This is a genomic window from Myxococcus vastator (assembly GCF_010894475.1).
GTDB lineage: Bacteria > Myxococcota > Myxococcia > Myxococcales > Myxococcaceae > Myxococcus > Myxococcus vastator.
Map to the genome: position 1 here is coordinate 1 of NZ_JAAIYB010000067.1, position 24,665 is coordinate 24,665.

The 24,665-nt window shown below is 69.6% G+C and carries 23 protein-coding genes and 1 pseudogene; 12 read left to right on the plus strand and 12 right to left on the minus strand.

Annotation, left to right across the window (positions count from 1 at the left end; all coding sequences use genetic code 11):
• The first annotated feature begins 109 nt into the window (after positions 1-109).
• From G4D87_RS09545 to G4D87_RS09555, 3 genes are all read left to right on the plus strand, one after another.
• Positions 110-613: an imm11 family protein gene (locus tag G4D87_RS09545; RefSeq protein WP_371928514.1), complete on the plus strand. Its 504-nt coding sequence runs from the start codon at positions 110-112 to the stop codon at positions 611-613.
• A gap of 40 nt (positions 614-653) precedes the next feature.
• On the plus strand, positions 654-1,478 hold the full coding sequence (locus G4D87_RS09550; RefSeq protein WP_163781130.1) for an immunity 49 family protein: 825 nt from the start codon (positions 654-656) through the stop codon (positions 1,476-1,478).
• 116 nt (positions 1,479-1,594) lie between these two features.
• Positions 1,595-2,551: a hypothetical protein gene (locus G4D87_RS09555; RefSeq protein ID WP_163781131.1), complete on the plus strand. Its 957-nt coding sequence runs from the start codon at positions 1,595-1,597 to the stop codon at positions 2,549-2,551.
• 195 nt (positions 2,552-2,746) lie between these two features.
• Here G4D87_RS09555 and G4D87_RS09560 read toward each other — a convergent pair whose 3' ends face one another.
• Positions 2,747-4,147 (minus strand): serine hydrolase, encoded by a 1,401-nt coding sequence (locus tag G4D87_RS09560; protein ID WP_163781134.1) that lies wholly within the window; start codon positions 4,145-4,147, stop codon positions 2,747-2,749.
• A gap of 258 nt (positions 4,148-4,405) precedes the next feature.
• Between G4D87_RS09560 and G4D87_RS09565 the strand changes: the two genes are divergently transcribed.
• A complete protein-coding gene (locus G4D87_RS09565; protein WP_163781136.1) occupies positions 4,406-5,923 on the plus strand; it encodes an acyl-CoA synthetase in 1,518 nt (505 codons plus the stop codon).
• 96 nt (positions 5,924-6,019) lie between these two features.
• Here the strand turns inward: G4D87_RS09565 and G4D87_RS09570 are convergent, their stop codons facing one another.
• Genes G4D87_RS09570 through G4D87_RS39945 form a run of 3 tightly spaced genes read right to left on the minus strand, consistent with a single transcriptional unit; the run spans position 6,020 to position 8,596 of the window.
• Positions 6,020-6,457, minus strand: a complete 438-nt coding sequence (locus G4D87_RS09570) for a hypothetical protein (protein WP_163781138.1) — start codon at positions 6,455-6,457, stop codon at positions 6,020-6,022.
• A 26-nt stretch (positions 6,458-6,483) separates the two neighbouring features.
• Positions 6,484-6,927: a hypothetical protein gene (locus G4D87_RS39280; RefSeq protein WP_240358136.1), complete on the minus strand. Its 444-nt coding sequence runs from the start codon at positions 6,925-6,927 to the stop codon at positions 6,484-6,486.
• A 37-nt stretch (positions 6,928-6,964) separates the two neighbouring features.
• The gene (locus G4D87_RS39945) at positions 6,965-8,596 is read right to left on the minus strand and encodes a methyl-accepting chemotaxis protein (RefSeq protein WP_275902269.1); all 1,632 of its coding nucleotides are present in this window, start codon (positions 8,594-8,596) and stop codon (positions 6,965-6,967) included.
• A 483-nt stretch (positions 8,597-9,079) separates the two neighbouring features.
• Here G4D87_RS39945 and G4D87_RS09585 point away from each other — a divergent pair, with 483 nt between their 5' ends.
• Positions 9,080-9,448 carry a helix-turn-helix transcriptional regulator gene (locus tag G4D87_RS09585; protein WP_163781142.1) on the plus strand — a complete coding sequence of 123 codons (369 nt, stop codon included), beginning with the start codon at positions 9,080-9,082 and terminating at the stop codon, positions 9,446-9,448.
• Between the two features lie 19 nt (positions 9,449-9,467).
• Here G4D87_RS09585 and G4D87_RS09590 read toward each other — a convergent pair.
• From G4D87_RS09590 to G4D87_RS09605, 4 genes and pseudogenes are all read right to left on the minus strand, one after another.
• Positions 9,468-10,986 (minus strand): annotated as a pseudogene (locus G4D87_RS09590) (response regulator).
• Positions 10,979-13,030: a hybrid sensor histidine kinase/response regulator gene (locus G4D87_RS09595; RefSeq protein ID WP_163781144.1), complete on the minus strand. Its 2,052-nt coding sequence runs from the start codon at positions 13,028-13,030 to the stop codon at positions 10,979-10,981. Before G4D87_RS09595 ends, G4D87_RS09590 begins: the two are co-directional and overlap by 8 nt.
• Entirely contained in the window at positions 13,027-13,731 is a 705-nt protein-coding gene (locus G4D87_RS09600; protein WP_163781146.1) for a hypothetical protein, read from the minus strand. Before G4D87_RS09600 ends, G4D87_RS09595 begins: the two co-directional genes overlap by 4 nt.
• Before the next feature lie 7 nt (positions 13,732-13,738).
• Entirely contained in the window at positions 13,739-14,401 is a 663-nt protein-coding gene (locus tag G4D87_RS09605; protein ID WP_163781148.1) for a cobalamin B12-binding domain-containing protein, read from the minus strand.
• Between the two features lie 303 nt (positions 14,402-14,704).
• Here G4D87_RS09605 and G4D87_RS09610 point away from each other — a divergent pair, with 303 nt between their 5' ends.
• The 3 genes from G4D87_RS09610 (at position 14,705) to G4D87_RS09620 (ending at position 16,586) form a co-directional block, all read left to right on the plus strand.
• Positions 14,705-15,190, plus strand: coding sequence for an RNA polymerase sigma factor (locus tag G4D87_RS09610; RefSeq protein ID WP_163781150.1), 486 nt, complete (start codon positions 14,705-14,707; stop codon positions 15,188-15,190).
• A complete protein-coding gene (locus G4D87_RS09615) occupies positions 15,187-15,978 on the plus strand; it encodes an ActD-like protein (RefSeq protein WP_163781151.1) in 792 nt (263 codons plus the stop codon). The genes G4D87_RS09610 and G4D87_RS09615 overlap by 4 nt, the downstream gene beginning before the upstream one ends.
• A 182-nt stretch (positions 15,979-16,160) precedes the next feature.
• A complete protein-coding gene (locus tag G4D87_RS09620) occupies positions 16,161-16,586 on the plus strand; it encodes a peptidase (RefSeq protein WP_240358139.1) in 426 nt (141 codons plus the stop codon).
• A gap of 24 nt (positions 16,587-16,610) precedes the next feature.
• Here G4D87_RS09620 and G4D87_RS09625 read toward each other — a convergent pair whose 3' ends face one another.
• Positions 16,611-17,075: a DUF6748 domain-containing protein gene (locus G4D87_RS09625; protein WP_163781155.1), complete on the minus strand. Its 465-nt coding sequence runs from the start codon at positions 17,073-17,075 to the stop codon at positions 16,611-16,613.
• A 210-nt stretch (positions 17,076-17,285) separates the two neighbouring features.
• Here G4D87_RS09625 and dnaN point away from each other — a divergent pair, with 210 nt between their 5' ends.
• Together dnaN and G4D87_RS09635 are read left to right on the plus strand one after the other, a co-directional pair.
• Positions 17,286-18,392 carry a DNA polymerase III subunit beta gene (gene dnaN, locus G4D87_RS09630; protein WP_163781157.1) on the plus strand — a complete coding sequence of 369 codons (1,107 nt, stop codon included), beginning with the start codon at positions 17,286-17,288 and terminating at the stop codon, positions 18,390-18,392.
• A gap of 100 nt (positions 18,393-18,492) precedes the next feature.
• Positions 18,493-19,857 carry a hypothetical protein gene (locus G4D87_RS09635; protein WP_205507500.1) on the plus strand — a complete coding sequence of 455 codons (1,365 nt, stop codon included), beginning with the start codon at positions 18,493-18,495 and terminating at the stop codon, positions 19,855-19,857.
• Between the two features lie 113 nt (positions 19,858-19,970).
• Here G4D87_RS09635 and G4D87_RS09640 read toward each other — a convergent pair whose 3' ends face one another.
• Together G4D87_RS09640 and G4D87_RS09645 are read right to left on the minus strand one after the other, a co-directional pair.
• Positions 19,971-21,236, minus strand: coding sequence for a DUF1990 family protein (locus G4D87_RS09640; protein WP_163781160.1), 1,266 nt, complete (start codon positions 21,234-21,236; stop codon positions 19,971-19,973).
• Complete coding sequence (locus tag G4D87_RS09645; RefSeq protein ID WP_163781162.1) at positions 21,233-21,865, minus strand: DUF1990 family protein; 633 nt, start codon at positions 21,863-21,865, stop codon at positions 21,233-21,235. Before G4D87_RS09645 ends, G4D87_RS09640 begins: the two co-directional genes overlap by 4 nt.
• A gap of 119 nt (positions 21,866-21,984) precedes the next feature.
• On the opposite strand from G4D87_RS09645, the gene G4D87_RS09650 reads away from it, so the two are divergent.
• Together G4D87_RS09650 and G4D87_RS09655 are read left to right on the plus strand one after the other, a co-directional pair.
• Positions 21,985-22,278: a hypothetical protein gene (locus G4D87_RS09650; protein ID WP_240358140.1), complete on the plus strand. Its 294-nt coding sequence runs from the start codon at positions 21,985-21,987 to the stop codon at positions 22,276-22,278.
• 67 nt (positions 22,279-22,345) lie between these two features.
• On the plus strand, positions 22,346-22,459 hold the full coding sequence (locus G4D87_RS09655) for a double-CXXCG motif protein (RefSeq protein ID WP_275902270.1): 114 nt from the start codon (positions 22,346-22,348) through the stop codon (positions 22,457-22,459).
• A gap of 10 nt (positions 22,460-22,469) precedes the next feature.
• Here the strand turns inward: G4D87_RS09655 and G4D87_RS09660 are convergent.
• A partial coding sequence (locus G4D87_RS09660; RefSeq protein WP_205507501.1) for a phage tail family protein occupies positions 22,470-24,665 on the minus strand: 2,196 nt, incomplete at its 5' end.

A 24,665-nucleotide genomic window follows, 5' to 3' on the forward strand; every position in this document is an offset into this window, starting at 1 on the left:
ATTACCAAGCCATTCCCATGATGAAGGAGGAGCGCCTACGTCCTCTCGTCGAGCGCTTCGCCGAACTCCTTCACGGCCATCGGGTTTTCCAAGAAACGCTCGGCTTCATATGAGGGGATGGCTCAGGGGCGCTCCCTTGGGGGCTCATTGCTTCGCGACTCCTCCTGTGTTCGAGATGTCGCGACGGCTGGGGGGCAAGGTTGTCCATGACTATGTCGAGAATTCGCTGGGTTATCTCATCGTGTCTGAGCGTGTTCGCAGCGTTCTTGAGCACTTGGCGACGGCACCCATCGAGTACCTTCCCCTTCGCATCACGGACCACAAGGGGCGTTTGCATCCTCATGCTTTCTTCATCGTCAATGTCCTTGGACACGTCGCGTGCGCGGACCGCACGAGAAGTCAGTACCTGGAGAGTTCCATGCGTCCGGGGCAATTTTGTGACCTGACCCGGCTCTATCTGGACACGGACAGAGTGGATGCTCGGAAGAACATCTTCAGGCTCGCCGAATTGCCACGAGTCATCTTGGTCAGGGAAGACCTGGCCGAAGCACTGCATCAGTGCGGCTCTGCCGGAGGAGAGCTGTTACCGATGGGGAGCGAGGCGTCGCTATGAAGGCTCGACATGACGATGTCGTGCCCGTTGAGGATTGGGTATGACGGAGCTGGACTTCGCCACGGAGGAGATCGAACAGTCCATCCGTCTCATTCTTGAGCGGCTTCCGATGGAGGGTTACCCCTCCGATGAGGAGGGCGACCTCACGAATCTCTCCCTTTACTATCGGCTGCGAGCAATCGCTGGATATCTGGCGTCTGGGGACACCGGTCCCTATGTGGCGGACCTTCATCGCTCCGGCCAGGTCCGGCTGCATTACCTGCAAGGATGCATGGCTGGGTTGACCGGAACCGAGCGCTTCCGACGAACGTCGCGAAATCGCGCGTTCTTCGACTGTCTAGCCATCAATGACCTGGTCTCGGCGGAGATGCTCGCGGAGCGTTGTGACAACCTCTACGTGGATTCCCTCGAATATGAAGATGACTTCCTCTTCGTGCAGTGGCTTCAGGTCTTCTACCTGGTCCTTCGCGGGCGCCGCTCCGCGGATTCGCTTGAGCAGGTACTCGCGCGTTTTCAGCGGGTTGTGGGTGAAGAGATAAGCCCCTTCCTGTCGCTCTGCTTGGCACTTCAGGCGCGCGATGAAGGTGGAGGCGAAGTCGCCTTACGGGAAATCGTGGAGCGGCGCTCTGGTAACTATGCGCGCCTGGCGGAAGAGGGCGCGCTTCCAACGGTGGTGCTGCAAACGGAGCGATTCATCGATGTGCAGGCGGTCGCCATCGTGCGGTTGGCCGCCTTGGCGGAACTCCGCGTGTTCGTCGGACTGTTGCCGCGAGTGCCCGACGACTTATGCGAGGTGGCGATAGGGCAACACGCCTATCCGCCAGCAGGTTCATGGCGCAAGGGGTTCAGAGGAATCGGTGCATGAGTGTGACGCCCCTTCGCATCGCTGGGCTTGGTCTCCTCACGACGGTCGGTTTCTCTGTGGAGGAATCGTGCGCTGCTCTCCGATGTGGCCTCACACGCCCCAAGCCGATTGATGGGATGACGGCATGGGACCTCGGCGCTGAGCAGGAAGTCCCACTTGTCGGGCACCCTATCGCGGAACTGATGGATGGCTTCCAGGGAGTCGGACGTTGGTTCCGGCTGGGGCGCTTCGCCCTGTCGGACCTGCTGCGATACTCCGGCCTCGAGTCTTCCGACTCGGCCTTCTGGCGTCAGTGTGGCTTCATCGTCTGTGTGCCCGGCCTCGACCCGGAACGCTTCGCGTTCCCTCCTGAGGACGCCAGGTTGTTGCCGCGGAGATTCCTCCAGTCCGCGAGGCTTCCTATTCCGGGTGCGAACGTATCCTTCGTCGACGAGGGCCCCTTGGGCCCGCTGATTGCCCTGCAGCAGATCCGCAAGAAGCTGGACGAGGGGACATGGCAGCGAGCCATCGTGCTTGCTGTCGACAGTCTGGTGGATGCATCGTCCCTGCGGTGGTTGAAGGCTGCACGGCGACTGAAGACGCCCGAGCGGCCGACGGGGTTGATGCCTGGTGAGGCCGGTGCTTGCCTCCTCGTGGAAGCACCTCGCGGAGGACTGGCTGGGGATACTGTCTGGATTACAGGGTGTGCAGCTGACAGAAGCCAGGGGGCGAAAGCTTCCGCCGTTCAGCGAGGGATGACGTTGAGCCGAGTCATCCAGGAGGCGCTAGGCGGAACCGTGGGGGTCGGTGATGTCCTGGGCAATCACAATGGTGAAGTGGCCAGGGCGACGGCGTGGGGCACCGCGCGCACGAACCTCGCTGCGGAGAGACTGGCCGTTCACCATCGGGAGAGCTGGCCTGCCATCTCGTTGGGAGACGTGGGGGTTCCAGGTGCCATTGTCGCTATCTCGATGGCGGCCCGCGCTTTCGCTCGAGGGTATGCCCGAGGCGATGCGTCGCTCGTGTGGAGCATCGGCGATGATGGTGCTGCTGGTTCCTGTGTGGTTCAGCGGGCGATTTCCAGGAGTGTGTGACGAGGGACTGTGCTTCGATGCACAGGGGACGTACCGGCGTCCATGCACGCAGGCTGACCGCGGCGACGCGTCGTCTCCTCCTGGATCCAGGGCGTGATGTGTGGCCTCGCGTCGCCTGGGGCCAAGCGGATGGATGTTGAGCTGGGGCTCGCCAGCTTCTCGTTCTTGAGTCGGGCGCGATGTCGTCCGGTTGAGCTAACGGCGTGCGGGCCGAGGCTGCTGCTGGAGAGCGGCGCCCTGCGCGGAAGGGAACTTGTGCCGGGCTCGCTGGCGCTCCCGCATCATCGCGTCGATGCGGCGGCCCAGGGCTGGGATGCGCTGCGCGTAGCTGATGGACGTGCTGACGTAAGGGAAGCCGTCTTCGCCCTTCGCGAAGTCAGCCGCGTCAGCCACCTTCGCGTCGTAGTAGCGGTAGCCCAGGTTGGACAGGAACACGACGATGTATCGGCGCCAGGGCTTTCCGGGCAGGGAGCGGACGATGCCGCCGTCGCTGCCGTAGTTCTCCGTCAGCCCTGTCTTGTGGAGGAAGGTGACCTCCGCCGTCGCGTTGCAGGGGCGCGTGTCCCGGCCGAAGGCGGTCTCCGCCGCCGTCACCGTGCCGTCCTCGGGGTGCACCCATCGCATTGGGACCGCCGCGGGGATGCCTGGCTCCACGCGGGCGTCTCCGCACAGCAGCGTGGAGGACAGCGCTTCATGCAGGGCCTGGTCGGCGAGCAGGGATTGGAGGTGGGCCCTGGACGCGCCAGAGAGCGCCTTCGCCGTCACCTCTCGGCCCGAGGCGGTGCGCCAGAGGACGCCGGGGCCTCCTTCGATGAGCAGCAACAACCGCGCGGTATCCAGCGCCGTCATGTGAATCTGGCCGGGGTTCCAGCTCCGGCCCGTCACCGGGGACGTGCCGTGGATTTGCAGTGTGTCCAGGCCCAGCGCCGCCAGCTCCGCGTTGAGGCCCGCCATCGCGCCTTGCGCGTGGAGCAGCTTCACCAGGGCCTCGGTGGCGGTGTTGTCCGATTCAGTCACCATCGGCTCCAGCCAGTCGCGTATCGGGCGCGTGCCCTTGTCCTCGGTGTCCCGGAGGAAGCGCCAGGGCTGGTCCAACGTGAGATGACCCTGGTCCACCCACCGGAGGACGCGAAAGGCGATGAGCAGCTTGAAGAGCGAGGCGGGGTAGGGCGCCATGAAGCGCAGCGGCGCTTTGTCGCGTCCGGGGACCAGGGCTTCCGTGGGGGTGGTGTGCTGGGCGCCGCTGTCCCAGCGTTCCAGATTCCACGCCGTGAAACGCACCGCCGTGGTGCCCAGCGTTTCGACGTCGATGGGGACGATGACGCCAGCCGGGTCGTCGGGCGACAGCAGCACGTTGGCCGCGGCAGTGGGGCGGCTCCGGGCGTCCAGCTCGATGATGGCGACGTCGACGTAGGGCGCATGTGCGATGCGCGCGCCATGGCGCTTGAAGTCGAGCACCTGGTCGAAGCCGGCGTCCCGCACGGCCGCGAGGAGTGACTGTTCCAGGGTGGCGGAGGACTTCGCGCGGCGGGTGCGTTCGGCGCGTGTCAGCCGCGTGGACGCGGCTCCTGCTTCCGCGCACAACAGGAAGGCCATTGTGATGAGCAGCTTCCGCCAGAAGGGACTCATAAGTGGCCGCGCGGCTTCTTTGGGACGGAGGCAGGCGTCAATGGAAGCGACAAGGTCGATGCGTCTTTTCCCTGGCTCCTGGGCCTTCCGTCATGCGTGACTCCAGCGAGTTTGAGGGGGAGTTTGAGTCTACCCTCCACTGTGCAGGGTGGACTCAAACTCCCCTCAAACTCCAGGAACGTCTAGCCGGAGCGCCGCGAGGGCTCCTCAGCTAGCGTGGAGACCATGCCCATCGTCCATGACTGGCTGGCCCGGCGTGCCGCCTTGGCCCCTGAGCGTACCGCCCTCATCGACGCCGACCATGGCGAGCGGCGCATCTCCTTTCGGGAATGGAACGATGCGGCTTCGCGTACCGCCGCCTTCCTCCACCATGGGCTGGGCGTGGGACGAGGGGACCGGGTCGCCGTGCTCGCCTACAACTGCGTCGAGTTCCTCGACCTCTTCTTCGCGTGCGCGAAGTTGGGCGCCGTCCTTCAGCCGCTCAACTGGCGGCTGAGCGCCGCGGAGTTGGGCGGGCTGCTCGCGGATGCCGAGCCCTCCGTGTTCGTCTCCGGGCCGGAGTTCCGAGCCCAGGTGGACGCCGTGCGGCCTGGCGCTTCCTTCGTGCGTCACTGGCTCAGCCTCGCTGCTCCAGGGCCGGGCGAGCGCGCCTTCTCCGAGCGCGACACGCAGACGGACGTGTCCCTTCCTCCGCTGGAGCTGGAGGCGGATGCCCCATGGGTGCTCTGCTACACGGGTGGGAGCACCGGCCTGCCGAAGGCCGCGGTGCTCACGCACCGCTCCATCACCGCCAACGCGGTGAACACGGTGATGGGCTGGGGGCTGACCGCCGATGACGTGGCCATCCTCAACGCGCCGCTGTTTCATGCCGGCGGCCTCAGCGTCTTCACCGCGCCGCTGGCCTACATCGGCGGCGCCTCGGTGGTGTGCCGGAGCTTCGACGTGGAGCGCGTGTTCGACCTCGTGGAGCGGGGCGTGGTGAGCCTCTTCTTCGGCGTGCCCACCATGTTCATCGAGATGCAGCGCCACCCGCGCTTCGATGCCGTGGACCTCTCACGCCTCAAGCTGGTCATCAGCGGCGGCGCACCCTGCCCGGAGCCCATCTTCGAGCGCTTCTTCGCTCGGGGCGTGGACTTCAAGACGGGGTATGGCCTCACAGAGGCGGGCCCCAACAACTTCTGGCTTCCGCCAGGAGACGTGCGCCGCAAGCCGGGGGCGGTGGGGGTGCCCCTGTTCCACGTCGAGGCCCGCATCGACGGTGAGACGCAGCCGGGCGACGTGGGTGAGTTGCTCTTGCGAGGCCCCCACCTGTGCGCGGGCTACTGGCGCCGTCCGGAGGACACCGCCCGCACCTTCGCGGACGGCTGGCTGCACACCGGCGACCTGGCCACGCGGGACGCGGAGGGCTGCTTCCGCATCGTGGGCCGCAGCAAGGACCTCATCATCTCCGGTGGTGAGAACATCTACCCGTCGGAGGTGGAGAGCGTCCTCGCGGGGCACCCCGACGTGGCCGAGGTCGCCGTCATCGGCGTGGCGGACCCGAAGTGGGGGGAGACGCCGCGCGCGCTGGTCGTCGCTCGGCCGGGCACCGCGCCTTCGGCGGAGGCACTGCTGCGCTTCTGCGATGGGCGGCTCGCGCGCTACAAGACGCCGAAGTCGGTTCGCTTCGTGGACGCCCTGCCAAGGACCTCCGCCGGCAAGGTGGACCGGCGCGCGCTCGGCGCCGCCCATGGCGCGCCCTGAGTTGCCCACAAGTCCTCCCCAGGGCCGTGTCGCTGGCGGCTGCGCATCCGCTCGTGCCGCCCGCAGTGGAGGCCCTACCGACGACGGAAGCGCCCGTCAGGGCCTGGGGCGAGTCTGGACGCCCACCGCCAGGATGCGCATGGCCCGGATGTCCACGGCGTAGGTCGTGACCTCCTGAAGCGGCTTGCCGGAGATGGCTTCCACGGAGAGTGTCGGTGAAGGCGGGCAAGCGGTGTCGTTCTGCTGGAACTCAACCAGGACCACGCCCTCCGTGCCGAGCGCTGACGTCACGTCGTAGGATTGAGGCAGGTAGAGGCAGGACTCGTCGGGGCGAATACCCGTGGGGATGACTGCGCCGCGTGGCTTGAAGTCATCCATGGCGAGCAGGATGGCCGCGGCGGTGTTCCCTTCCAGGTGGAGCATCCCTTCCGATGGGAGTTCGAGTGGGAAGGTGAAACCCGCTGCTTCTTCGGGTGTCGCTCGGGGAATGAGCGGCGCGGTCGTGGCGCAGCCCAGCGACAGGGCTCCGAGCATGAGGAGCGAAAGCGGCCCAGAGCGCGTCATGGCTGCTGCACCGCCAGGATGCGCCACGCGCGAGTGTCCACCGCGTAGGTGGCCCCCATGTCGGTGACCGGGCCTTCTTGCATGCAGGCACCTGGGCTGACGGAGAAACGAACGAGGAGGATGCCTTCTGGCATGGGGGAGGTCCTCACGTCATAGGACTGCCGCTGGTTCAGGCAGACCTCCACGGGCGAGGCGTTGCCCGGAAGGCGAACGTGCCTGGGACGGAAATCATCCATCGCCAACTGGATGGCTGCCGCCGTTGCCGAAGGAAGCTCGTGTCGGCCGTCAGCGGGAAGCGCGTCCGGGAACTTGAACCACGCGGCTTCTTCCGGTGCGGCGCGTGGGAGCGTCGCGGAGCGGGGGACATGCGGCATCCATGGGGTGCCAGCGCACGCGGCGAACCAGAGGTTGGCGAAGAGCAAGCACCGTGCGTGGCGCATTCCTGGGAAGGTAGCAGCCACGCGTGGCGCGCACCATTCACCCCCGCGCCGTGAAGCGCCCGGCCAGCTCCTTCAGCTTGGAGGCCCGTGCCCGCAGGTCCTCCACGGAGCGGGCAATCTGCTGCACGCCGGCCACCGACTCCGTCGAGCGCACCGAGAGCGCCTGGATGCTCCCGGCGATGTGCTCCCCCGACTCGGACTGGCGCGTGTTCTCGTCCGCCATCCGCTCCACCTTGCCGCCAATCTCATTCACGCCGGCGAGCAGCCGCGACAGCGCGTCTCCCGCCGCCGAGGACAGGCCCAGTCCTTCTTGCACCGCCGTGGTGCCCTGCCGCATCAGGTCCGCCGCCGCCCGCGTGTCCGCCTCGCTCCGGCCCAGCAGTGTCTGCACCTGCCCCGCCGCGTCCCGCGACCGGTGCGCCAGCTTGCGCACCTCGCCGGCCACCACCGCGAAGCCCTTGCCGTGCTGGCCCGCGCGCGCCGCTTCAATCGCGGTGTTCACCGCCAGCAACTGCGTCTCCTCCGCCACCTGCTGGATGAGCCGCAACATCTCCGCCGTCACCCGGCCGGAGGTCTGTAGCCGCTCCACCGTCCGCGCCGCCTCCTCCACCACCTCCACGATTTCCGCCATCTTCCGCAGCGCCTGGCCCACCGCCGCGCCACCCTCGCGCGCCACCTGGCCGTTGTCCGCCGCCGTCTTCGCCGCCGTGCGCGCCGCCTCCGCTCCCTGGGACACGCGCGCGCTCATGTCCTGCACCGTCCGCGCCGCGCGCTGGAGCGAGTCCGACTGCTCCCGCGTCGTCGCCGACAACGCCTCCGCGGAGATTCGGATGCGCTCCGCGTCCGCCGCCGTGGCGCCCGCCGCATCCACCAGCGCCGCCACCACCTCGCGCAGCCCCGCCACCATGGTGTTGAAGGCCGCCGCCAGCTGCCCCACCTCATCCGAGGAGCGCACCTCCACCCGGGTCTCCAAATCCCCGTGCGCCACCCGGTGCGCCGCCCGCGCCAGCTCACGCACCGGCCGCACCACCCGGCGCGACAGGTAGGCGCCAGCCAGCAGCGCGAGCACCAGCGCGCCGCCCACCGCCAGGAGGATGCGCTGGCGCACCGCCGCCACCTCGCGCTCGAGGTCCTCCACGTACACGCCCGTGCCCAGCACCCAGCCCCAGGGCGCGAAGAGCTTCACGTAGCTCTCCTTCGGGATGGCCTCCGGCGAGCCCGGCCGCGTGGCTTCGTAGGACACCGCGCCTTCGCCCTGCGCTCGCGCCAGCGTGACGATGTCCACGAACACCGGCTTGCCGCGCACGTCGCGGTAGCCCTTCAAGTCCTTGCCCAGCATGTCCGGCAGGTGCGGATGCATCACGAGCCGCGTGTCCAGGTCGTTGACCCAGAAGTACTCCACCCGCGAGTAGCGCAGCTGCTCCAGCAGCGCCGCCGCCTGCGCCTGCGCCTCCTGCCGCGTCAGCGCGCCCGACCGCTCCCGGGCCTCATGGACCTCCAGCACGCCGTAGGCCGTCTCCACCGCCTGCCGCAGTCCCAGGATGCGGTCCTCGCGAAGCTGCTCCCGCAGCTGCGGCAAGACGAACCCCAGGATGACGACGAGCAGCGGCAGCGCCACCACGCCCATCGCCACGCACAGCTTCACCAACAGATTCCGGCCGACCGCCATCGGCCCCCAGCGTACCCGCCGGCGCGTCACCGCGCTCGTTCACCTGAGTCTGGAAATACCCCCGGTATCAGCCCACCAAGGGTTCGCACACCCGGTGAGGTCTCCCGTTGTTCATCAAGTCCTGTATTTCCAGATAGATATGAAGCGTGGTGAACCGCTTATGCGCACGCTGAAAACATGAACCAACCCTAGAGGGCGGGACAGCGTGCAGGACTCGACGGAACCGTAGGAAAGTCGCCGTACAACGCATCAGGTTCTCCCGCCACCCCGGTGACGGCGTGGGTTCGGACGGCTCGCGGAGGCCCCTCACCCGGCGCTCTCCGTCGAGAAAAGGCCCCCGCCGCGCGTCGTGGATGGACTCCGCGAGTCCACCTCGTGCACAGCAACCCTATGGGTGGACAATTGGAGGCTGACCCGGCAAGTTCTGTCTGTCTGCCCCCATACGTCCTATGCCAGCGGCCAAACGTTTCGGGTCGGTAAGGCATGGACAAGAAACTCGCAACCACCATCGGAGCTGCCGCGCGCGTTGCTCGCACCCGCCTGGAGCTCACCCAGGCGGACGTGGCCGAGCGTATCGATGTGGCCACCGAGGTCTACGGGCGCCTGGAGCGCGGCGGGATGCTTCCCAGCGTGCAGACGCTGCTGAAGCTGTGCCACGAACTGCACGTCTCCGCGGATGAGCTCCTGGGGCTCTCCGCGAACGCTGTCAACGGCGTCGCGCGCCCCGGCGAGGCGCCCACCGCTCCGCAGGAGCGCCCCGAGGTGCGGCGCCTGCTGCGCACCGTGCGTCCGCTGGAGCCCGCGAAGGTGAAGCTGTTGGGCCTGGTGGCCAACGCGTTGAACCGCCGCTGACCCCTGTCGCTTCAATCCCTCACAGCTCGGAGAGGATTTTGTCCAGCTCGTCAGGCTTCACGGGCTTGATGAGATGCCGGTCGAACCCGGCGCGCAGCGCCTGGTCCCGTCCCTCCGGGTCGCCGTAGCCCGTCATGGCCACCAGCCGGATGCCGTTGCCCACCTGGGCGCGCAGCGTCTGCGCCACCCGGTAGCCGTCCAACCCGGGCAGTCCAATGTCCACCAGCGCCAGCTCGGGTGGCTGCGACACCGCGAGCGCCACGCCCTGGAGGCCGTCCGGCGCCACCGTCACCTGGTGGCCCCACAGCTCCAGCAGGTCGCGCATGGCCTGACGCGCGTCCGGGTTGTCCTCCACCACCAGGACGCGCCGGGCGCGGCGGAGGTCCACCGCGTTGCGCGCGGGCGCGGGCGCGCCCAGCGTGAGGTCCAGCGGCAGCTTCACCACGAACTCGCTGCCGTGGCCGGGGCCGTTGCTGCGCGCCGTCACCTCGCCGCCGTGGAGCTGGACCAGCTTGCGCACCAGCGTCAGGCCAATGCCCAGGCCCCCGCGCGTGCGCTCCAGCGAGGTGTCCGCCTGCGCGAACAGCTCGAAGATGTGCGGCAGCACCTCCGGCGGGATGCCGATGCCAGAGTCCTTCACCCGCACCACCGCCTGGGCCGAGCCGTCCACGCCTTCCTGTTCCACGCGCAGGTGGATGCGGCCCGCGTCGGTGTATTTGAGGGCGTTGTCGAGCAGGTTGGTGAAGACCTGCTCCAGCCGCGTGGCATCCGCCCGCAGCCAGAGCGGGCCGGAGGGCAGGGTGACGTCCAGGCCCAGCCCACGCGCGTCCGCCAGGGGCTGCACGACCTGGAGCACCTGCCGCAGCACGGGCACCAGGTCCACGTGGCCTGGGCGCAGCTCCACCTTGTCGCGGGTGATGCGGCTGACGTCGAGCAGGTCATCCACCAGCCGCGCCAGGTGGGTCGTCTGGCGCTGGATGATGCCGCGCATGCGCGCTTCCTTGTCATCGCTGGTGGGCCTGCGCTCCAGGATGCCAATGGCCGTCATGATGGCGGCCAGCGGGTTGCGCAGCTCGTGCCCCAGCATGGCCAGGAACTCGTCCTTGCGGCGGTCCATCTCCGCCAGCTCGTTGGCGCGCCACCTGCTCCGCGTGGCGCAGGCGCAAGAGCGACTTCACCGTGGCGATGAGCTCCGCGCCCTCGAAGGGCTGGGTGAGGTAGGCGTCCGCGCCGCCCTCCAGGCCGCGCACCTTCTTGTCGGAGGAGACGAAGGTGGCGGAGGTGTGCAGCACAGCCATGGAGGCGGTGTGGGGGGCGGCGCGCAGCCGTTCGCAGACCTCGTAGCCGCTGATGTCCGGCAGCTTCACGTCGAGGATGACGACGTCCGGGCGGTGTTGCTGCGCCAGCAGCAGCGCGGCCATGCCGGTGGCCGCCTCCAGCACGTTGTAGCCCGCCAGCGACAGCAGCCGGTTGACGAGGTAGCGATTGGCGTCGTCGTCGTTGACGTTGAGGACGGTGGCCTGACGGGGCTCAACCACGGCGGCTTGCCTCCTGGAGCAGCGCCTGGGAGCCCAGGCCGGCCTTGGACAGCGCGTCCCGGATGCGGGTGATGGCCACCTCGCGGCTCAGCGTGTGCTTGGACAGGATGGCGGCCGTCTCCTTCGCCAGCCGCGTGCGCTCGTCCTCCTTCAGCTCGTGCGAGGTGTGGAGGATGACGGGGACCTCCCGCGTGCGCGGGTCCGCCTTCAGCTCGTCCAGCACGTCGAAGGCGGTGATGTCCGGCAGCACGAAGTCCAGGAAGATGAGGTGCGGGGACTTGTCCCGCGCCAGCTGGACGCCTTCCTTGCCGCCAGCGGCCTCCAGCAGGACGTAGGGCATGTCCTTGAGGAGCTGCTTGAGCAGGTAGCGGTGCACGTCATCGTCGTCGATGATGAGGATGCGCTCCACCGGCCCGGTGCGGGCCATGGCTTGCAGCTTGCGTTGCAGCCGCGCCTCGTCCACCGGCTTGAGCCAGAACTCGTCGGCGCCCAGCGCGCGGGCCTTCTGCTCGCGGTCCGTCACCGTCACCACGAGGATGGGGATGTCGCGGGTGGTCTCGGAGTTCTTCATGTCCGCCAGGAAGCTCCAGCTCGTCTCGCCCTCCAGCATGACGTCCAGCACCATGGCGGCGGGGCGCACGCGCTCCAGCACGCGCCGCGCCTCCTCCGTGCTGCGCACCGGCAGCACCTGGAAGCCGGAGCGCGCCAGGTACTTCTCGTAGAGGAAGAGCGTCTGCCGGTCGTCCTCCAGCACCAGCACCGGGGCCCGGCTGGGGTCCAGGTGCTCGCTGCGCTGGGTCAGGCCCGTCATCTCCGTGACTTCCATGTGGACGCGCGGGAGGGTGACGGTGAAGGTGGCGCCCTGGCCCAGCGCGCTCTTCAGGGTGAGCGTGCCGCCCAGGAGCTCCGTCAGCCTGCGTGCCAGCGGCAGGCCCAGGCCGGTGCCCTTCGCATGGCGTTGCAGGTGGCTCTCCACCTGCGCGAACTCCTCGAAGATGCGCGCGTGGTGCTCCGGCGCGATGCCGATGCCCGTGTCCTGCACGGTGAACACCACCGTGTCCCGCGGGCCGGGCGCGGCGGAGACGGTGACGTGGCCGGACTCGGTGAACTTCAGCGCGTTGGACACCAGGTTGCGCAGCACCTGGCTCAGCCGCGACTCGTCCGTCTCCAGCTCCAGCGGCGCGTCCGGCTCCACCAGCCGCAGATCCACCGGGGAGTCAGGGGGCAAGAGCGGCTTCATCATGCCGCGCAGCGCGCTGAGCACGTCGTGCACCACGAAGCGGCTGTGGCGCAGCACCGCCTTGCCGGCCTCCATCTTGGAGAGGTCCAGCAGGTCATTCACCAGCTCGAAGAGCGCCTCCGCGGAGTTGCGGATGAACTGGACCTGCTTCTCCTGCTCGCCGCTCAAGGTGCCGTTGATGGGGTTGAGCAGCACCTTCGACAGGCCGAGGATGGAGTGCAGCGGGGTGCGGAACTCGTGGCTGACGTTGGCCACCACGCGGCTCTTGATTTCCGCGGCCAGCTGGAGGCTTTCGGCCTTCTCATCCAGCGCGGCATGGAGGCTGCGCACGCCGCGGTTGGACTCCTCCAGCTCGCCGTTGAGGCGGGCCAGTTCGTCCGCGCGGCGCTTGAGCTCGCGCTGCTGCCGCTCCGTCTCCCGGTGGAGCGTGGACACCTCGCTCAGGGTGGTGCTCACCCGGTCGAGCGCGCTGCCGTAGTCCTCCGGCACCAGGCTGCCCACCAACAGCACGCCCCCGTCATGGGGCCGGGCGCGGAAGGCGAAGGTCGAGGGCACCTCGTCGCGGCAGAGGATGAGCTCCCAGCCCTCTACCTTCTCGTCGCGCGCCTGGATCAGCAGCCGGTCCACCTTCTCCTCGGTGCCCTGGGCCGCCAGGGCGCGCAGGGCCTTTCCGGGCTCGGCGGCCAGGACGTTCCGGGCGCGGGCGTCCACCCAGGTGAGGGTGCCTCCCGCGTCGCAGGCCAGGGCGACTTCGCGGCTGAGGTCGTCGAAGAACAGTGGCTCGGTGGGGGCGAGTTGCCTCATGAACGGGTCTCCTCCCAGGACACGCCTGCCTCGGCGAGGAGCGTCCGTGCTTCAGGGTGACGTGAGCCCAGCACGGCCTTCAACATGCCCAGCACGCTGGGAAATGCCAGGAGGCCAAAACCGCGCCGGGGCCAGAAGCCGGCGTACCAGCGCACATGGTCGCCCAGCAGGTCGGACTTCCCGGCGGCGAGCGCGTCAGCCACGTAGGAAAGCTGCAGCTGGAGCTCTTCCTCCAGGCGGGGCTGGTCCTCGGGGATGATGTAGAGCGTGAGGCGCGCCGTGGCGGCGCGGGCGAGCTCGGGTGCCTCCTCTTCCAACAGCTGGGCCGGACCTTCCAGATAGCGAAGGGCCTGTCGCGCGGCGCTCACGTAGTCGTGGGGGGCGCTCCCGGGGCCCCAGCCTTCCGTGGCCAGCGCGGCGACCAGCCCGGCGAAGTGCTGGTCCAGGTGGCGCGAGCACATGCCCCGCGACACCAGCAGGGTGCGCAGCCAGCGGGCGTAGCCCTCCAGGACGGAGACGCGGTGCGCGTCCAGGGCCTGCACCAGGTAGCGGACGTGGAAGCGCGCGTCCTCGTCACCGAAGCGCCGCGCGCGCTCCAGCCCGTAGCGGGCGGCCCAGAAGGGGTCCTGATAGAGGGCCTCCTGAGAGGCGGTGGCCAGCCGGTCCGCCCGTGCTTCCACGCTCTTGCTCACGCTCTCCATGGTGCCTTCAGACTCCCAGGACCCGGCAGGTGGACGCGACGAACTCCCGCGCGTCCTTGCCGAAGAAGTTCACCCCCAGCTCTTCCTCCAGTCCGCGTGCCCAACTGAAAGCCAGGCCGCCCACGGCGATGGGGACGTCGGGGAGTGTCTTGCGCACGTGCGCCACGGCTTCGCGGAGCGCGGGCAGGTGGTACGTCATCGTCACGGAGAGGGCGATCAGGTCCGGGCGAAGCTCGGTCGCCATTCGGGCCAGGTGCTCCGGTGGAACGTTGGCGCCCAGGAAGCGCACGTCGAAGCCGGCCATCTCCAGGAAGTCGCTGGCCATGCGCGCGCCCATTTCATGCAGCTCGCCCCGGACGCAGGAGACGAGGACGACCTTGCCGTTGAGCGGGTCCCTGGACAGGTGCCGGTACAGGTGCGCGAGCGCGAGCTGGGAGACGGCGGTCGCCAGGTGCTCCTGCGCCACGGAGATGCGGTTCTCCTGCCACAGCCGGCCGATTTCGTACTGCGCGGGCTGGATGACCTCCAGGTGCAGCGTCTGGAGGGGGATGCCCCGAAGCAGTCCCTCGTCCACGAGCAGCCGCAGCGCCTCACGCCGGTTCCCGGCGAGCTGCGCTGAGAGATACGCGTTCAGCAGTCCGGTCAGGGCGGAGTCGTTGGTGGTGAGCACGGGCGCGGTGGAGGGCAGGTCGAAGGGGTCAGTCAGTATCGGGGGGGGTGTTTCTCAGTTACAGCGAACCCGCCTCGATTTCATCGCCAACCTGACAGTGCTCGGCCCTTCTTGCTCGCGCTCGTGTACCTGCTTGCTTGTAGCTTTTACCGAATGGAGGGGGCGGCATTGTACCTGGGTACATGGACACTGCGCTGATTCCGGGGAAGTCCCCGGGAAACATGGGACTGAAAAGTCCGGGTGACAGTTCACCGAGGCCGCGGTGTTTCCCTGTCCGCGGCAACCGAGGGAGGCGAGCGAGCGGTGTCAATCGATGTGGAGGCCTACTACCGGCGCTATGGCCCCCAGGTGCTCCGGCGCTGCCGCTTCCTCTTGCGTGACGAGGAGAAGGCCGTGGACGCCATGCACGACGTGTTCGTGCAGCTGCTTCGCTACCAGGGCGCGCTGAAGGACGCTGCGCCGTCGAGCCTGCTGCACCGCATTGCCACCACGGTGTGCCTCAACAGGCTGCGCGGCGCGAAGCGGCGCCCGGAGGACCGGGAGGACGAACTGGTGCTGCAGATTGCCTCCGCCGAGGACCCCGAGTCCCGCGCCGCCGCGCGCGGCCTGCTGGACCGCCTCTTTGGCCGGGTGCCCGCGTCCAGTCAGGACATCGCCGTACTGCACCTGGTGGATGGGATGACGCTGGAGGAGACGGCCCGCGAAGTGGGGCTGTCCGTGTCCGGCGTGCGCAAGCGCCTGCGGGCGCTGTCGGCAGTGCTGCAAGAGCTGGAGCTGGAGGCCGCATGACATCCGCCCACCAACGCACCCCGGATTGGTTGCTGGAACGAATCGCCCTGGGCGAGCTGCCGCCCGCGGAGCTGGAAGCCGCCCGCGCCCGGTTGGCCTCGGAGCCGGACGGCCTGTCCCGGCTCGCCGCGCTGGAGGCCGACACGCGCGCCACGCTGGAAACGTTGCCGCCCGCCCGGGTGGCCCGCGAAGTGGAGGCGCGCGTGGCCCGGCAGGACGCGCCCCGCCCGGCCTTCCGCCTGTCGCCCGCGTGGGGCCTGGTGCCGGCGCTCGCCGCGGTGGCGCTGGTCCTGGTGGCCCTGCCATCCTCGGAGACAGGGCTCGGCACGGCCCCGGGGGACACCCGGGAGGTGACGCGCATCAAGGGGCTGGCCCCGCAGCTCGTCATCCACCGGCAGTCCACCGCCCGCCCGGAGCGGCTCGCCGACGGGGCCGCCGCCGCCGCGGGGGACGTGGTGCAGGTGGCGTACATCGCCTCGGGCCGCTCGCATGGCGTCATCGTCTCCCTGGATGGCCACGGCGCCGTCACCCTCCACGCCCCGGAGGAGGGCCCCCAGGCCATGGCCCTGGTGCCGTCGGGGACGCAGGTGCTGCCGCGCGCCTATGAGCTGGATGACGCCCCGGGCTTCGAGCGCTTCTTCTTCGTTTCGTCCGACGCGCCCTTCGACGTCGCGGTGGTGCTAGCCGCCGCGGAGGCGTTGTCCGCGAATCCCGACGCTTCCTCGGCACCGCTGTCCTTGCCCGGGAACTTGACGCAGGCCTCCCTCACGCTGGAAAAGCAGGAGTGATGAAATCCTTTGCGCTCCTCGCATTCGGGCTGTGGGCGGGGACAGCCGCCGCCAATTCCCGGTACGCCCCCCGCCTTTCACTGATGGGCGAGCGGGGCGCCTTCGCCCAACAGGGGGGGGAGGACGTCCTCGAGCCGACCTCACGGGGGCTGCGCCGGGGGTCCACGCACATGGAGTTCTGGGTGAGCGACATCCAGGTCTCCAACATGGGCGTGAAGCTGGGCGGCGGCGCTGTCTACTTCACGCTGATGGCGGGCCTGGAGCCGGGCCGCGACGCGCGCTTCAGCTTCGCGGCGGGCGTGGGTGGGCACATGACGCTGTCCCAGCGGCTCTGGGTGGACCTGGACGTGACGGGCGGCGCCGTCCAGCCGGTGCGCAACCCGCTGGAGGGTGACGGTGGCAACGTGCTGGGGCAGGCCCGGTTGATGCTGGGCTTCCAGCTCCTGTCGCGCCTGGCCGTGTTCGCCGGGCCCACGTACAACGCGTGGTTCTCCTGGGGCGAGTCGGACTTCGACGCCATCACCCGGTTCTCCTTCCGGGAGAACCACCCGGAGCCGGATCAACGCCTCCAGCACTGGCCCGGCATCCAGGTGGGCCTCCACATCTGAGGAGGCCCGCCCGGAAGGGTGGTTTCAGTTTTCGACCTTGCTGGCGCGCAGGACGGTGGCCGCGCCCGCGGGGCCCGCGTTGGGCCGCGTCTCCAGGGTGCCCTGGACCTTGAGCCCGGTGCCGTCCAGCGTCTTGCGGATCAACGCCTCCATCTGCGCGTCCGAGCCCTTCGTCACCGCCGACAGCTCCAGCTCATGCACGGGGATGGGCTCCGCGTCCGGCGCGTCCACCGGGAAGGCGTTGTAGGTGGGGCAGGGCGGGGCGAAGCAGCGCACGCCGCTGTCCTTGACGATGTAGACGGTGCTCTCACCCTGCTGGGGCTGGGAGTCATTGTTGCTGGGCGGTGGGCTCATGGCGGGCGTTCCGTTCTCGCTGGAGGGGGGGGCCTTCTCGCTCGCCGCTGGCGAGGACGTCGCGGCGGGCGGCTTGCTACATCCGGAGACGAAGCCAAGGACAAGGGCGGCGAGCACCAGCGAGCGGTTGTTCATGACGGACTCCAGGGGTGGAAAGAGGCGCCAGTGTGCTCCGGCTCGCGGCCAGGGGCCAGTCTGTCTCGCGAATTGATGACTGGCGGTCAGTTGCATACGGACACGGATGTTCCAGCGTCGCTCAGGGTTCGTTGACGGACTGGAGTGCAGGGGCTACATCCGGCCTCGTAGATCGGCCTTCGCGGCCGAGACCCGTAAGGACGCCCTCCGATGGAATTCCGCATCGCCGCCGACGAGCTGAAGAAGGCCCTCTACCGCGCCCAGGGCATCGTGGAGCGCAAGACGACGATGCCCATCCTGGCGAACGTGCTCGTCACCGCGAACAAGGGCGGCATCACCGTCACCGCGTTCGACCTGGACATCGGCGTCGTGTCCGAGCACCCGGCCGAGGTCATCAAGACGGGCGCCGTCACGCTGAGCGCCAAGTACGTCTTCGACATCGTCCAGAACCTCCCGGACGCGCAGGTCACGCTGAAGAAGCTGGCCAACAACTACGTGGACATCTCCAGCGGCTCGGCCCACTTCAAGATCGTGGGCATGGCGGCCGAGGAGTACCCCAAGCTGCCGAAGGAAGAGAACGCGCCCCTGGTGCAGGTGGGGGGCAACACGCTGCTGGAGATGATCAAGAAGACGCAGTTCGCCATCTCCAGCGACGAGACGCGCTACATCCTCAACGGCGTCTTCTTCGAGCCCCAGGCCACCGGCAAGGTCCGCATGGTGGCCACCGACGGCCACCGGCTGGCGCTGGTGGAGCGCGACCTGCCGGGCGACTTCAAGCTCAAGAGCGGCGTCATCATCCCCCGCAAGGGCCTGATGGAGCTCAAGCGCCTGCTGGACGAGGCGCCGGACGCGGAGTGTCACCTGGGCTTCGCGGAGAACTCGGCGCTGTTCAAGAAGCCGGGCCTCACCATGGTGATGCGCCTCATCGACGGGCAGTTCCCGGAGTACCAGCGCGTCATCCCCAAGGAAGGGGAGAAGGTCGTCCTGGTGCCCAAGGTGCGCCTGCTGGAGAGCCTCAAGCGCATCGCCCTGCTGTCGGCGGACAAGAGCAACGCGGTCCGCATCGGCCTGGAGGAGAACCAGCTCATCATCACCGCGAGCAACCCGGACCTGGGCGAGGCCAAGGACGTGCTGGAGCTGGCCTACCGCGGCAACAGCATCACCATCGGCTTCAACGCGCGCTACCTGATGGACGTGCTCGCCGTGACGGAGACGGACGAGGTCTCCTTCGAGCTGGGTGATGAGCACAGCCCGGGCGTGCTCCACGCCCCCGGCGACCGGAGCTTCACCGCCGTCGTCATGCCCATGCGCGTGTGAGTCGGCCAGGGGCCCTGAAGCGGGCCCGCACCGTTCACTCGTGATGCGTCGGGCCCCGTGGGGGCCTGACACCCGGCCGGTGCCTTCCTATGGTGAGGGCATGGCCACGCACCCGGACAACCTGCGCGCCCGGCTGGAGGACCGCGCGGACCTCCTGGAGGCCACGCGGCTGCGCTATCGCGCCCTGCGCGGCCTGCTGGCGTCCTTCTTCTGGAAGGAGCGGGTGCGCGCGCAGTTCGAGCTGCTGCTGGAGGTGGCGCGCACGCAGCCGGAGGTGGACGCCACCCTGGCCGCGCTGAAGCGCCGCGCCGCCGCGGAGGGGTGGCCGGCGAGCGCCGCGCCCATGAAGCTGATGCGCGAGGTGGAGCGCCTGCGGGAGGACGTGCAACGCGTGGCCTTCAAGCGGCTGCCCGCGCAAGGGCGGCCCGCGACGCTGGGCGAGGCGCTGCTGAAGCTGGAAGAGACGGTGCTGGAGGCGGGGCCGCTCCTGGGGCGGCACATCTGGGCGCGGGCGATGGAGCTGCTGCCGCGCAACCTGCCGGAGCTGCGCGCCGCGTGCGCCGCCGCGGAGGTGTTCGAGCACGTCTTCAAGCGGCCCGCGCCGGACGGGGGGCTGCCCTTCACGGTGAAGGAGGCGGAGGCGCTTCAGCGGGCCCTGCCGCTGGCGGAGGCTTCGCTGGCGGCGCTGTGGCAGCGGCTGGAGCACTTCGATACGCGCGGGCAGGTGAAGCGCTTCCTGCTGGCCCGGGTTTCGCGCGCGCCGCGGCGGGTGCCTCGCAGCGGGCCGGAGCTGCTGCTGCACGCGGCCTTCTGGCGGGGCGTGGCCTGGGCACGGCTGCGCGCCGTGCTGGCGGAGCGGCTGGCGCCGGTGGTGCCCGCGGACGCCGAGGTGCCGGCGCTGCTGGCGTGGCTGGCGGCGCGCGAGGGGCGTGGCGCGGAGCCGCGGACTGGCGGGCCGGGGCCGTCCGCCGCGCCTGGCTCGCAGCCACCCACGGGGGGGCGCAGGGGCGACGATTCGCGGATGGGCTGGTCCGTGGGGCACGCGAGCGCCGGCCGTCCAGAGGGGCTGGGCGGCGCGGGCGTGGAGGTGGCCGAGGAGGTGCGGCTTCCGGCCTGCGAGGCTTTCGGTGAGGGGCGTGCCGGGCTCTTCGAGCTGGCCGCGCAGCTGGCCTTGCTGTCCCGCGAGCGTCCCGTGGGCACCTGGAACGAGGAGACCGCGTGGGCGCGGCTGTGGAACGCGGCGCAGCGGGCTCGGGGTGAGCAGGGCGAGGACGTGGAGCGGCTGCGGGACGCGCTGCGGCTGTTCATCCTCCTGCGTGGCCAGGGCCAGACACCCGCGCGTCTGTTCTCGCCCGAGCGGGCGCGCGTGCCCACGGCGGAGGCCGGGGCCGACGCGGGCTCTGCCGTGAAGGACCTGCCCGCGCTGGTGCATGCGGCCCGCGCGGCGGCGTGGCGCGGGCGGTGAGGACGTCGCCCCGCGTCCTGCATCCGGGAACTTCTGGCGACATCCCTGGGCCGCGGCCGGTATTGGCCGCGTGGGGCTTGCTGACGTTGGCGTCCGTGGCCCGCGCGGGGCCGTCACGCGGGTGACAGCGTGGCCTGATGCTCGCGGATGGGCAGCAGCCGCGAGGCCAGGCCCGCGAGGAGGGCGTCCTCCGTCAGGGCCACGGCCACGTCCGGCACGCCCAGCTTCTTCGTCGCGGCGCGCCGCAGCGAATAGCAGGCCCAGCTCGACGCCAGCGCCGCCACGGCGCCCAGGGCCGCCGCGGCGAGCCGCATGCCGCGCTGACGCTCCGTGGTCACCGAGGCCGCGGCCAGGGCGCCCGACAACATCCGGCCCGTCAACGGCACGGCGGTGATGCGCGCGGGGGTCATCGGCAGCTTGTCCGCGATGAGCTCACCCACGGCGAGCAGCCCCAGTACGCGCGGCGTCCAGCGATGCGCCAGGGCCCGGGTGAGCCGGTCCGCGCTGTCAGGCTGCGTCTTCATCAGCCAGCGGTTCGCCAGCGTCGGCGCGCTCATGCTCCGCATCCCCGCCAGCACGCCCAATCCCAGGGCCCTCAACCCGTGTCCTCGATTCATGGCCTCTATCTCCTCCTCCAACTGCGTTTCTCGCCGTCCTGGCGCCCGCTGCGCGAAGAACTGCACCGGGGCCGTCCCCAGCGCATGGCCGGAGTGCGCCAACTGGCCGTGGCTCGCGTGCTGGCCGACGAGCTCCGGGTGCTTCAACGCCAGCTCGCGCACCCGCACGTGGGTCAGCCGGTGCCACGCGCGCTGGTAGCGCGGGGCCACCATCGCGAAGCCCAGCCGGCTCCACCAGTTGGGGAACTGGCCGGGCCGCCAGGCCGCCTCGATGTGGAAGCGCACCTCGCCGCGCTCGTGGTCCTTCTTGAGCAGGAACCACTCGCGCCCGGCCTCGATGTGTCCATGGAGCGTCTCGAAGCTGAAGCCGAAGATGCTGCACCCCTCGCCGTGCTCCTCGCGCGTGCCGCCCACCCGCACGCCGCACAGGTAGCGCAGCTGCTGCCCCAGCGAGCGCAGCTCCAGCAGCACCGTGCGGCCCTGCATCGGCTCCTCGTCGGAGAAGTGCCAGGCGACGATGCGCGGGTCGGAGAAGTCGAAGGTCTCCAGCACCTGCTGGGCGCGCTCGAAGAGGCCGCCCGGGACAGGGCGGCCCGGAGCCTCGCGGCCGAGCACGCTCTCCGAGCGGACCTGGCTCCACCCGCCCTGCAGCGTCATCTCTCCGGAGACCTCTGGGAAGTTGCGCTCCAGCGTGCGAGCCCGCGCCAGCCGGGGCACCATCTCCGCTTCCGTCCAGCCGGAGAACCAGCGCCACTCAATCATTGTCTTCCGTCTCCCCGCGCCAGGAAGGTGGGCCCGTGGACGGTGTCGCCGCCGGGCGGTTCGTCCTCCAGCTCGGTGGTGTCCGCGTGGATGACGCCATGCACTCCGGTGCCGGCCGTCAGCGCGGCGCGCAGGACGAACTCGGTCCAGGTGTTGGTCTGCATGGCGTCTCCGGCGGTGACGAAGCCGAGGTAGTGGAACGTCGAGCCGGAGCGCGCCCGGCTGCGGATGTGGAAGATGACATCGCCGCGCGCGTTCCGGTAAGCGCCGAAGGTGATGCGGCCCGCCTCCGGGTGCCCGTGGAGCGTGCCGAGCGTGAAGCTCTGGGCGTCCTGGTGGATGACGCGCACGGCGGAGGTGCCCGCGCCCTGAATCTTCACCGTCAGCTCTTCGTCCAGCGCCAGCGGCTGGCCTTCGCGCTCCTGCTGTTTGCGCTCGAAGACGCAGAGCTCGGCGGGCGCGAACTCGGCGAAGCGCACGGCCACCCAGCGCATGAGCTCCTCGGGGGAGACCCGGCAGTGCTGGATGACCGCCCAGTAGTCACGTTGGAGCAGGGGGCCCGCGCCCTCTTCAGGGAGCTGAAGGTCGCCTGACTGGCCGGCGTCTGTGTGCATGGACTCGTTCGCCATCTCGCCCTTTGCCTCCATCGGTCACACCATGATGGGGACCTCTCCGCCGGGCTGCATGGCGCCGCCTGACGGAAGAGCGCTGCATGCGGCGGGCCTGCCTGCCCGCCCTGGGAGGGAGCATGGAGACGGACGTCAACCCGGCGAGCCGGGCGTCGGAGCAGGACTACAGGGACGTGCCCCCGGTGGTGCGGGCCGAGCACGCCGAGCCGTCACTGACACGGTTGATTGAGCAGCAGACGGCGAAGGTGCCCTCACACGTGTTCCTGGTGGCGAGCCTCGCCGCGATGGCCTCGTCCTTCATCCTGGAAGTGACGGGCCGCTCGCGCCCCAGTCGCTTCATCGGGCAGTGGGTGGCGCCCCTGCTGGTGATGGGCGTCTACAACAAGCTGGTGAAGATTTTCGGGCCGCGGTGACAGGTCCGCGTTGTCTGAAGTGGAGAGGACACGGTCGCCAGCGAGGGGCGCGAGCGGCGGAGGACGAGTGTTCCGGCTCGCGAACTTCGCGACGATGATCATCGGGACCGAGCGGCTCGTGGATGCGGTGAGTCGCCTCGGGTTGGAGGGAATCGCTTGTCGTGAGATCCCCACCCGTTGACGGCAGTGCGTCACCCCTGCGCGTCGCGCGCGGCTAGAATCGCGTCAATGGTGCTGGCGTGCTCGGGGAGCTGTTCGCGGAGCCTCTGGAGCAGGCGGTCGAAGTCCTCGGGCGTCTGCGCGAAGCCTGCCTCGCGCGAGATGTTGTTCAGCACCACGAAGGTGCTGAAGGACGGGTCTTCGTGGCCGTTGCCCATGCTGGACAGCAGGGCGTAGGCGTCGTCACCGGTGATGCCGTAGGCCTTGAACAGCTCCACCACGGGGTCGAAGTACAGCCCGTTGTTCGTGCCCTCGGTGAGGAGCCATGGCAGGTTCACGGCCAGGGCCTGCACGTCCTCCGCGGAGATGTCGAGCTCGTGCCGAAGCTCCTCGATGCGCTCCGGGTCGGCGGCGCGCAGCGTCTCGCTCAGCTCGGGCGACACGCCAATTTCTTCCAGATACCGCTCGCGCGCATCATTCAGCTTCGCCGCCTCGAAGGGCGCCACGCTGAGCTCGCCAATCACGCTGATGGCCGCGCCGATGCCGTTGATGATGAGCCCCACGGGCGCGGCAGGTGTCAGCTCCAGCGCGGAGCCCAGGACCCCCAGCGCGTCGCCGAACGCCGCGATGAGGTAGCCCGGGTTCTGCTCCTGAGCGAACTGGTTGAGGTGGATGCCCAGCGCGGTGGCATTGGCCACCAGGCCCAGGGCCGGCGCGAGCTTCGCCGCGAAGGAGGCCGCACGCGAGGACTCCCCGACGATGGACATGGACTGCAGCACGCCCGCCGTCAGCTGCGCGCCGCGTTCGCCCGCGCTCGCCAGCCCTTGGAGCATGCCGGCGAAGTCGCCCTCGCGGCCCGCCTGGATGGCCGACACCGCGCCGAAGGCCACGCCCGCGACGGCGAGTCCTCGCATCAAGGGCGAGGCCGAATCCCAGTTCCGCGCGAGCTGCGTCAGCCTGTCGTAGTTCCCCGCGCGCGCCTGCTGGATGGCCTCCAGCCCGTCCTTCAGCTCGCGGTACGCCGTCGCCGCGGGCCCCTTGGCGTTCTTCAGCGGCTCGAGCAGCTCCTGCAGCCGCGCGAACGCCGTCTCCGGGTCTTCGTCCGCCAGCAACTGCGCGGTCGCGTTGGCGATGCCCTTCTCCAGGACCTTCGTCTCGAAGTCACCCCAGTGGGCCACCACCTGGCCCATGGGGCTGGCGGGGTCCGCCAGGTAGCGCGCGCCCATCTCCAGCGCCACCGCCGCATGACTGGAGTCCGCCAGCAGCTCCAGGGCCTTGCGCAGCGCCGCGCCATCCCCCTGCGGGTCCGCGTACGCGGCGGCCTCCATGACGGAGGCGTTGTCCTGCACGACCTCCGCGAGCCGCGCCGCCGTCGCTTCCAGCTCGTCGTAGACGGCCTTGTTCTCCGGGTCGTTGCGGAACGCGTTGATGTACGCCTGACGCTGCTCCTCGGTGAGCAGGTCCCCCATGTCCGCGAGCTGCTGCGCCAGCCACTCGTCCTTCTTCTGGGCCTCCGCCTTCGCGTCCTCGTAGTCGCTCGTCGCCTGCTCCACCTCGGCCACGGCGGCGTCCGCGCCAGCGGGCGGCTGGGCCACCTGCACGTCCAGCGCGCCCATCACCTCCTCCCAGACGCCCGGTGCGACCTGGGAGAAGGCCTGGAGGTCCGCGGTGTTGATGACCCCCGCGTCGAGCGCGGCCTGAAGCGCGCCCAGCACCGCCTCGCGCTGCGCCTCGGTCCCTCGGTGTTCGCCCGCCCCGCTGATGATGAAGAGCCCTTCGAAGCCCGCAATCACGTTCTGGAGCTCACCCTCGGGGCCGCTCTGGGCGAGCAACCCGATGAGGTGGGCTTGATAGTCCGGGTCTCCCGCATGCTCCTGAAGCAGCTCCGACGTCAGGTAGGGCCGCGAGAGGTAGTGCGCATCCATCAACCGCTCGAAGTCCTCCTCTGCCTGGGCCTTGGAGTCCGCGTCCAGTTCGCGCGCGGCGGAAGCCGGGGCCGCGTCGGCCGTCGACAGGGAACTCGCCTGCTGGGACATCAGTTGTGGCAGGCGGACCTTGGGCGCGGCGCCGGAGAAGCGCGCCAACTGCGCCGCGGTCAGCGTCGCGGCCTGGGCGGTGTCGGGCGGCGCGCCCTGGCGTAGCGCCTCGGCCGCGCTCTGGGCCTTGCGCGGGGCGGGCTCGAAGGGAGCCGCGCCGTCCAGGCGCGCCCGGTTCACGGGCTGTCTCTT

Coding starts and splice junctions, on each gene's coding strand:
- G4D87_RS09545 (WP_371928514.1), top strand. CDS start 110: ATGAGGGGATGGCTCAGGGGCGCTCCCTTGGGGGCTCATTGCTTCGCG.
- G4D87_RS09550 (WP_163781130.1), top strand. CDS start 654: ATGACGGAGCTGGACTTCGCCACGGAGGAGATCGAACAGTCCATCCGT.
- G4D87_RS09555 (WP_163781131.1), top strand. CDS start 1,595: ATGACGGCATGGGACCTCGGCGCTGAGCAGGAAGTCCCACTTGTCGGG.
- G4D87_RS09560 (WP_163781134.1), bottom strand. CDS start 4,147: ATGGCCTTCCTGTTGTGCGCGGAAGCAGGAGCCGCGTCCACGCGGCTG.
- G4D87_RS09565 (WP_163781136.1), top strand. CDS start 4,406: ATGCCCATCGTCCATGACTGGCTGGCCCGGCGTGCCGCCTTGGCCCCT.
- G4D87_RS09570 (WP_163781138.1), bottom strand. CDS start 6,457: ATGCTCGGAGCCCTGTCGCTGGGCTGCGCCACGACCGCGCCGCTCATT.
- G4D87_RS39280 (WP_240358136.1), bottom strand. CDS start 6,927: ATGCGCCACGCACGGTGCTTGCTCTTCGCCAACCTCTGGTTCGCCGCG.
- G4D87_RS39945 (WP_275902269.1), bottom strand. CDS start 8,596: ATGGCGGTCGGCCGGAATCTGTTGGTGAAGCTGTGCGTGGCGATGGGC.
- G4D87_RS09585 (WP_163781142.1), top strand. CDS start 9,080: ATGGACAAGAAACTCGCAACCACCATCGGAGCTGCCGCGCGCGTTGCT.
- G4D87_RS09595 (WP_163781144.1), bottom strand. CDS start 13,030: ATGAGGCAACTCGCCCCCACCGAGCCACTGTTCTTCGACGACCTCAGC.
- G4D87_RS09600 (WP_163781146.1), bottom strand. CDS start 13,731: ATGGAGAGCGTGAGCAAGAGCGTGGAAGCACGGGCGGACCGGCTGGCC.
- G4D87_RS09615 (WP_163781151.1), top strand. CDS start 15,187: ATGACATCCGCCCACCAACGCACCCCGGATTGGTTGCTGGAACGAATC.
- G4D87_RS09625 (WP_163781155.1), bottom strand. CDS start 17,075: ATGAACAACCGCTCGCTGGTGCTCGCCGCCCTTGTCCTTGGCTTCGTC.
- dnaN (WP_163781157.1), top strand. CDS start 17,286: ATGGAATTCCGCATCGCCGCCGACGAGCTGAAGAAGGCCCTCTACCGC.
- G4D87_RS09635 (WP_205507500.1), top strand. CDS start 18,493: ATGGCCACGCACCCGGACAACCTGCGCGCCCGGCTGGAGGACCGCGCG.
- G4D87_RS09640 (WP_163781160.1), bottom strand. CDS start 21,236: ATGATTGAGTGGCGCTGGTTCTCCGGCTGGACGGAAGCGGAGATGGTG.
- G4D87_RS09645 (WP_163781162.1), bottom strand. CDS start 21,865: ATGGCGAACGAGTCCATGCACACAGACGCCGGCCAGTCAGGCGACCTT.
- G4D87_RS09650 (WP_240358140.1), top strand. CDS start 21,985: ATGGAGACGGACGTCAACCCGGCGAGCCGGGCGTCGGAGCAGGACTAC.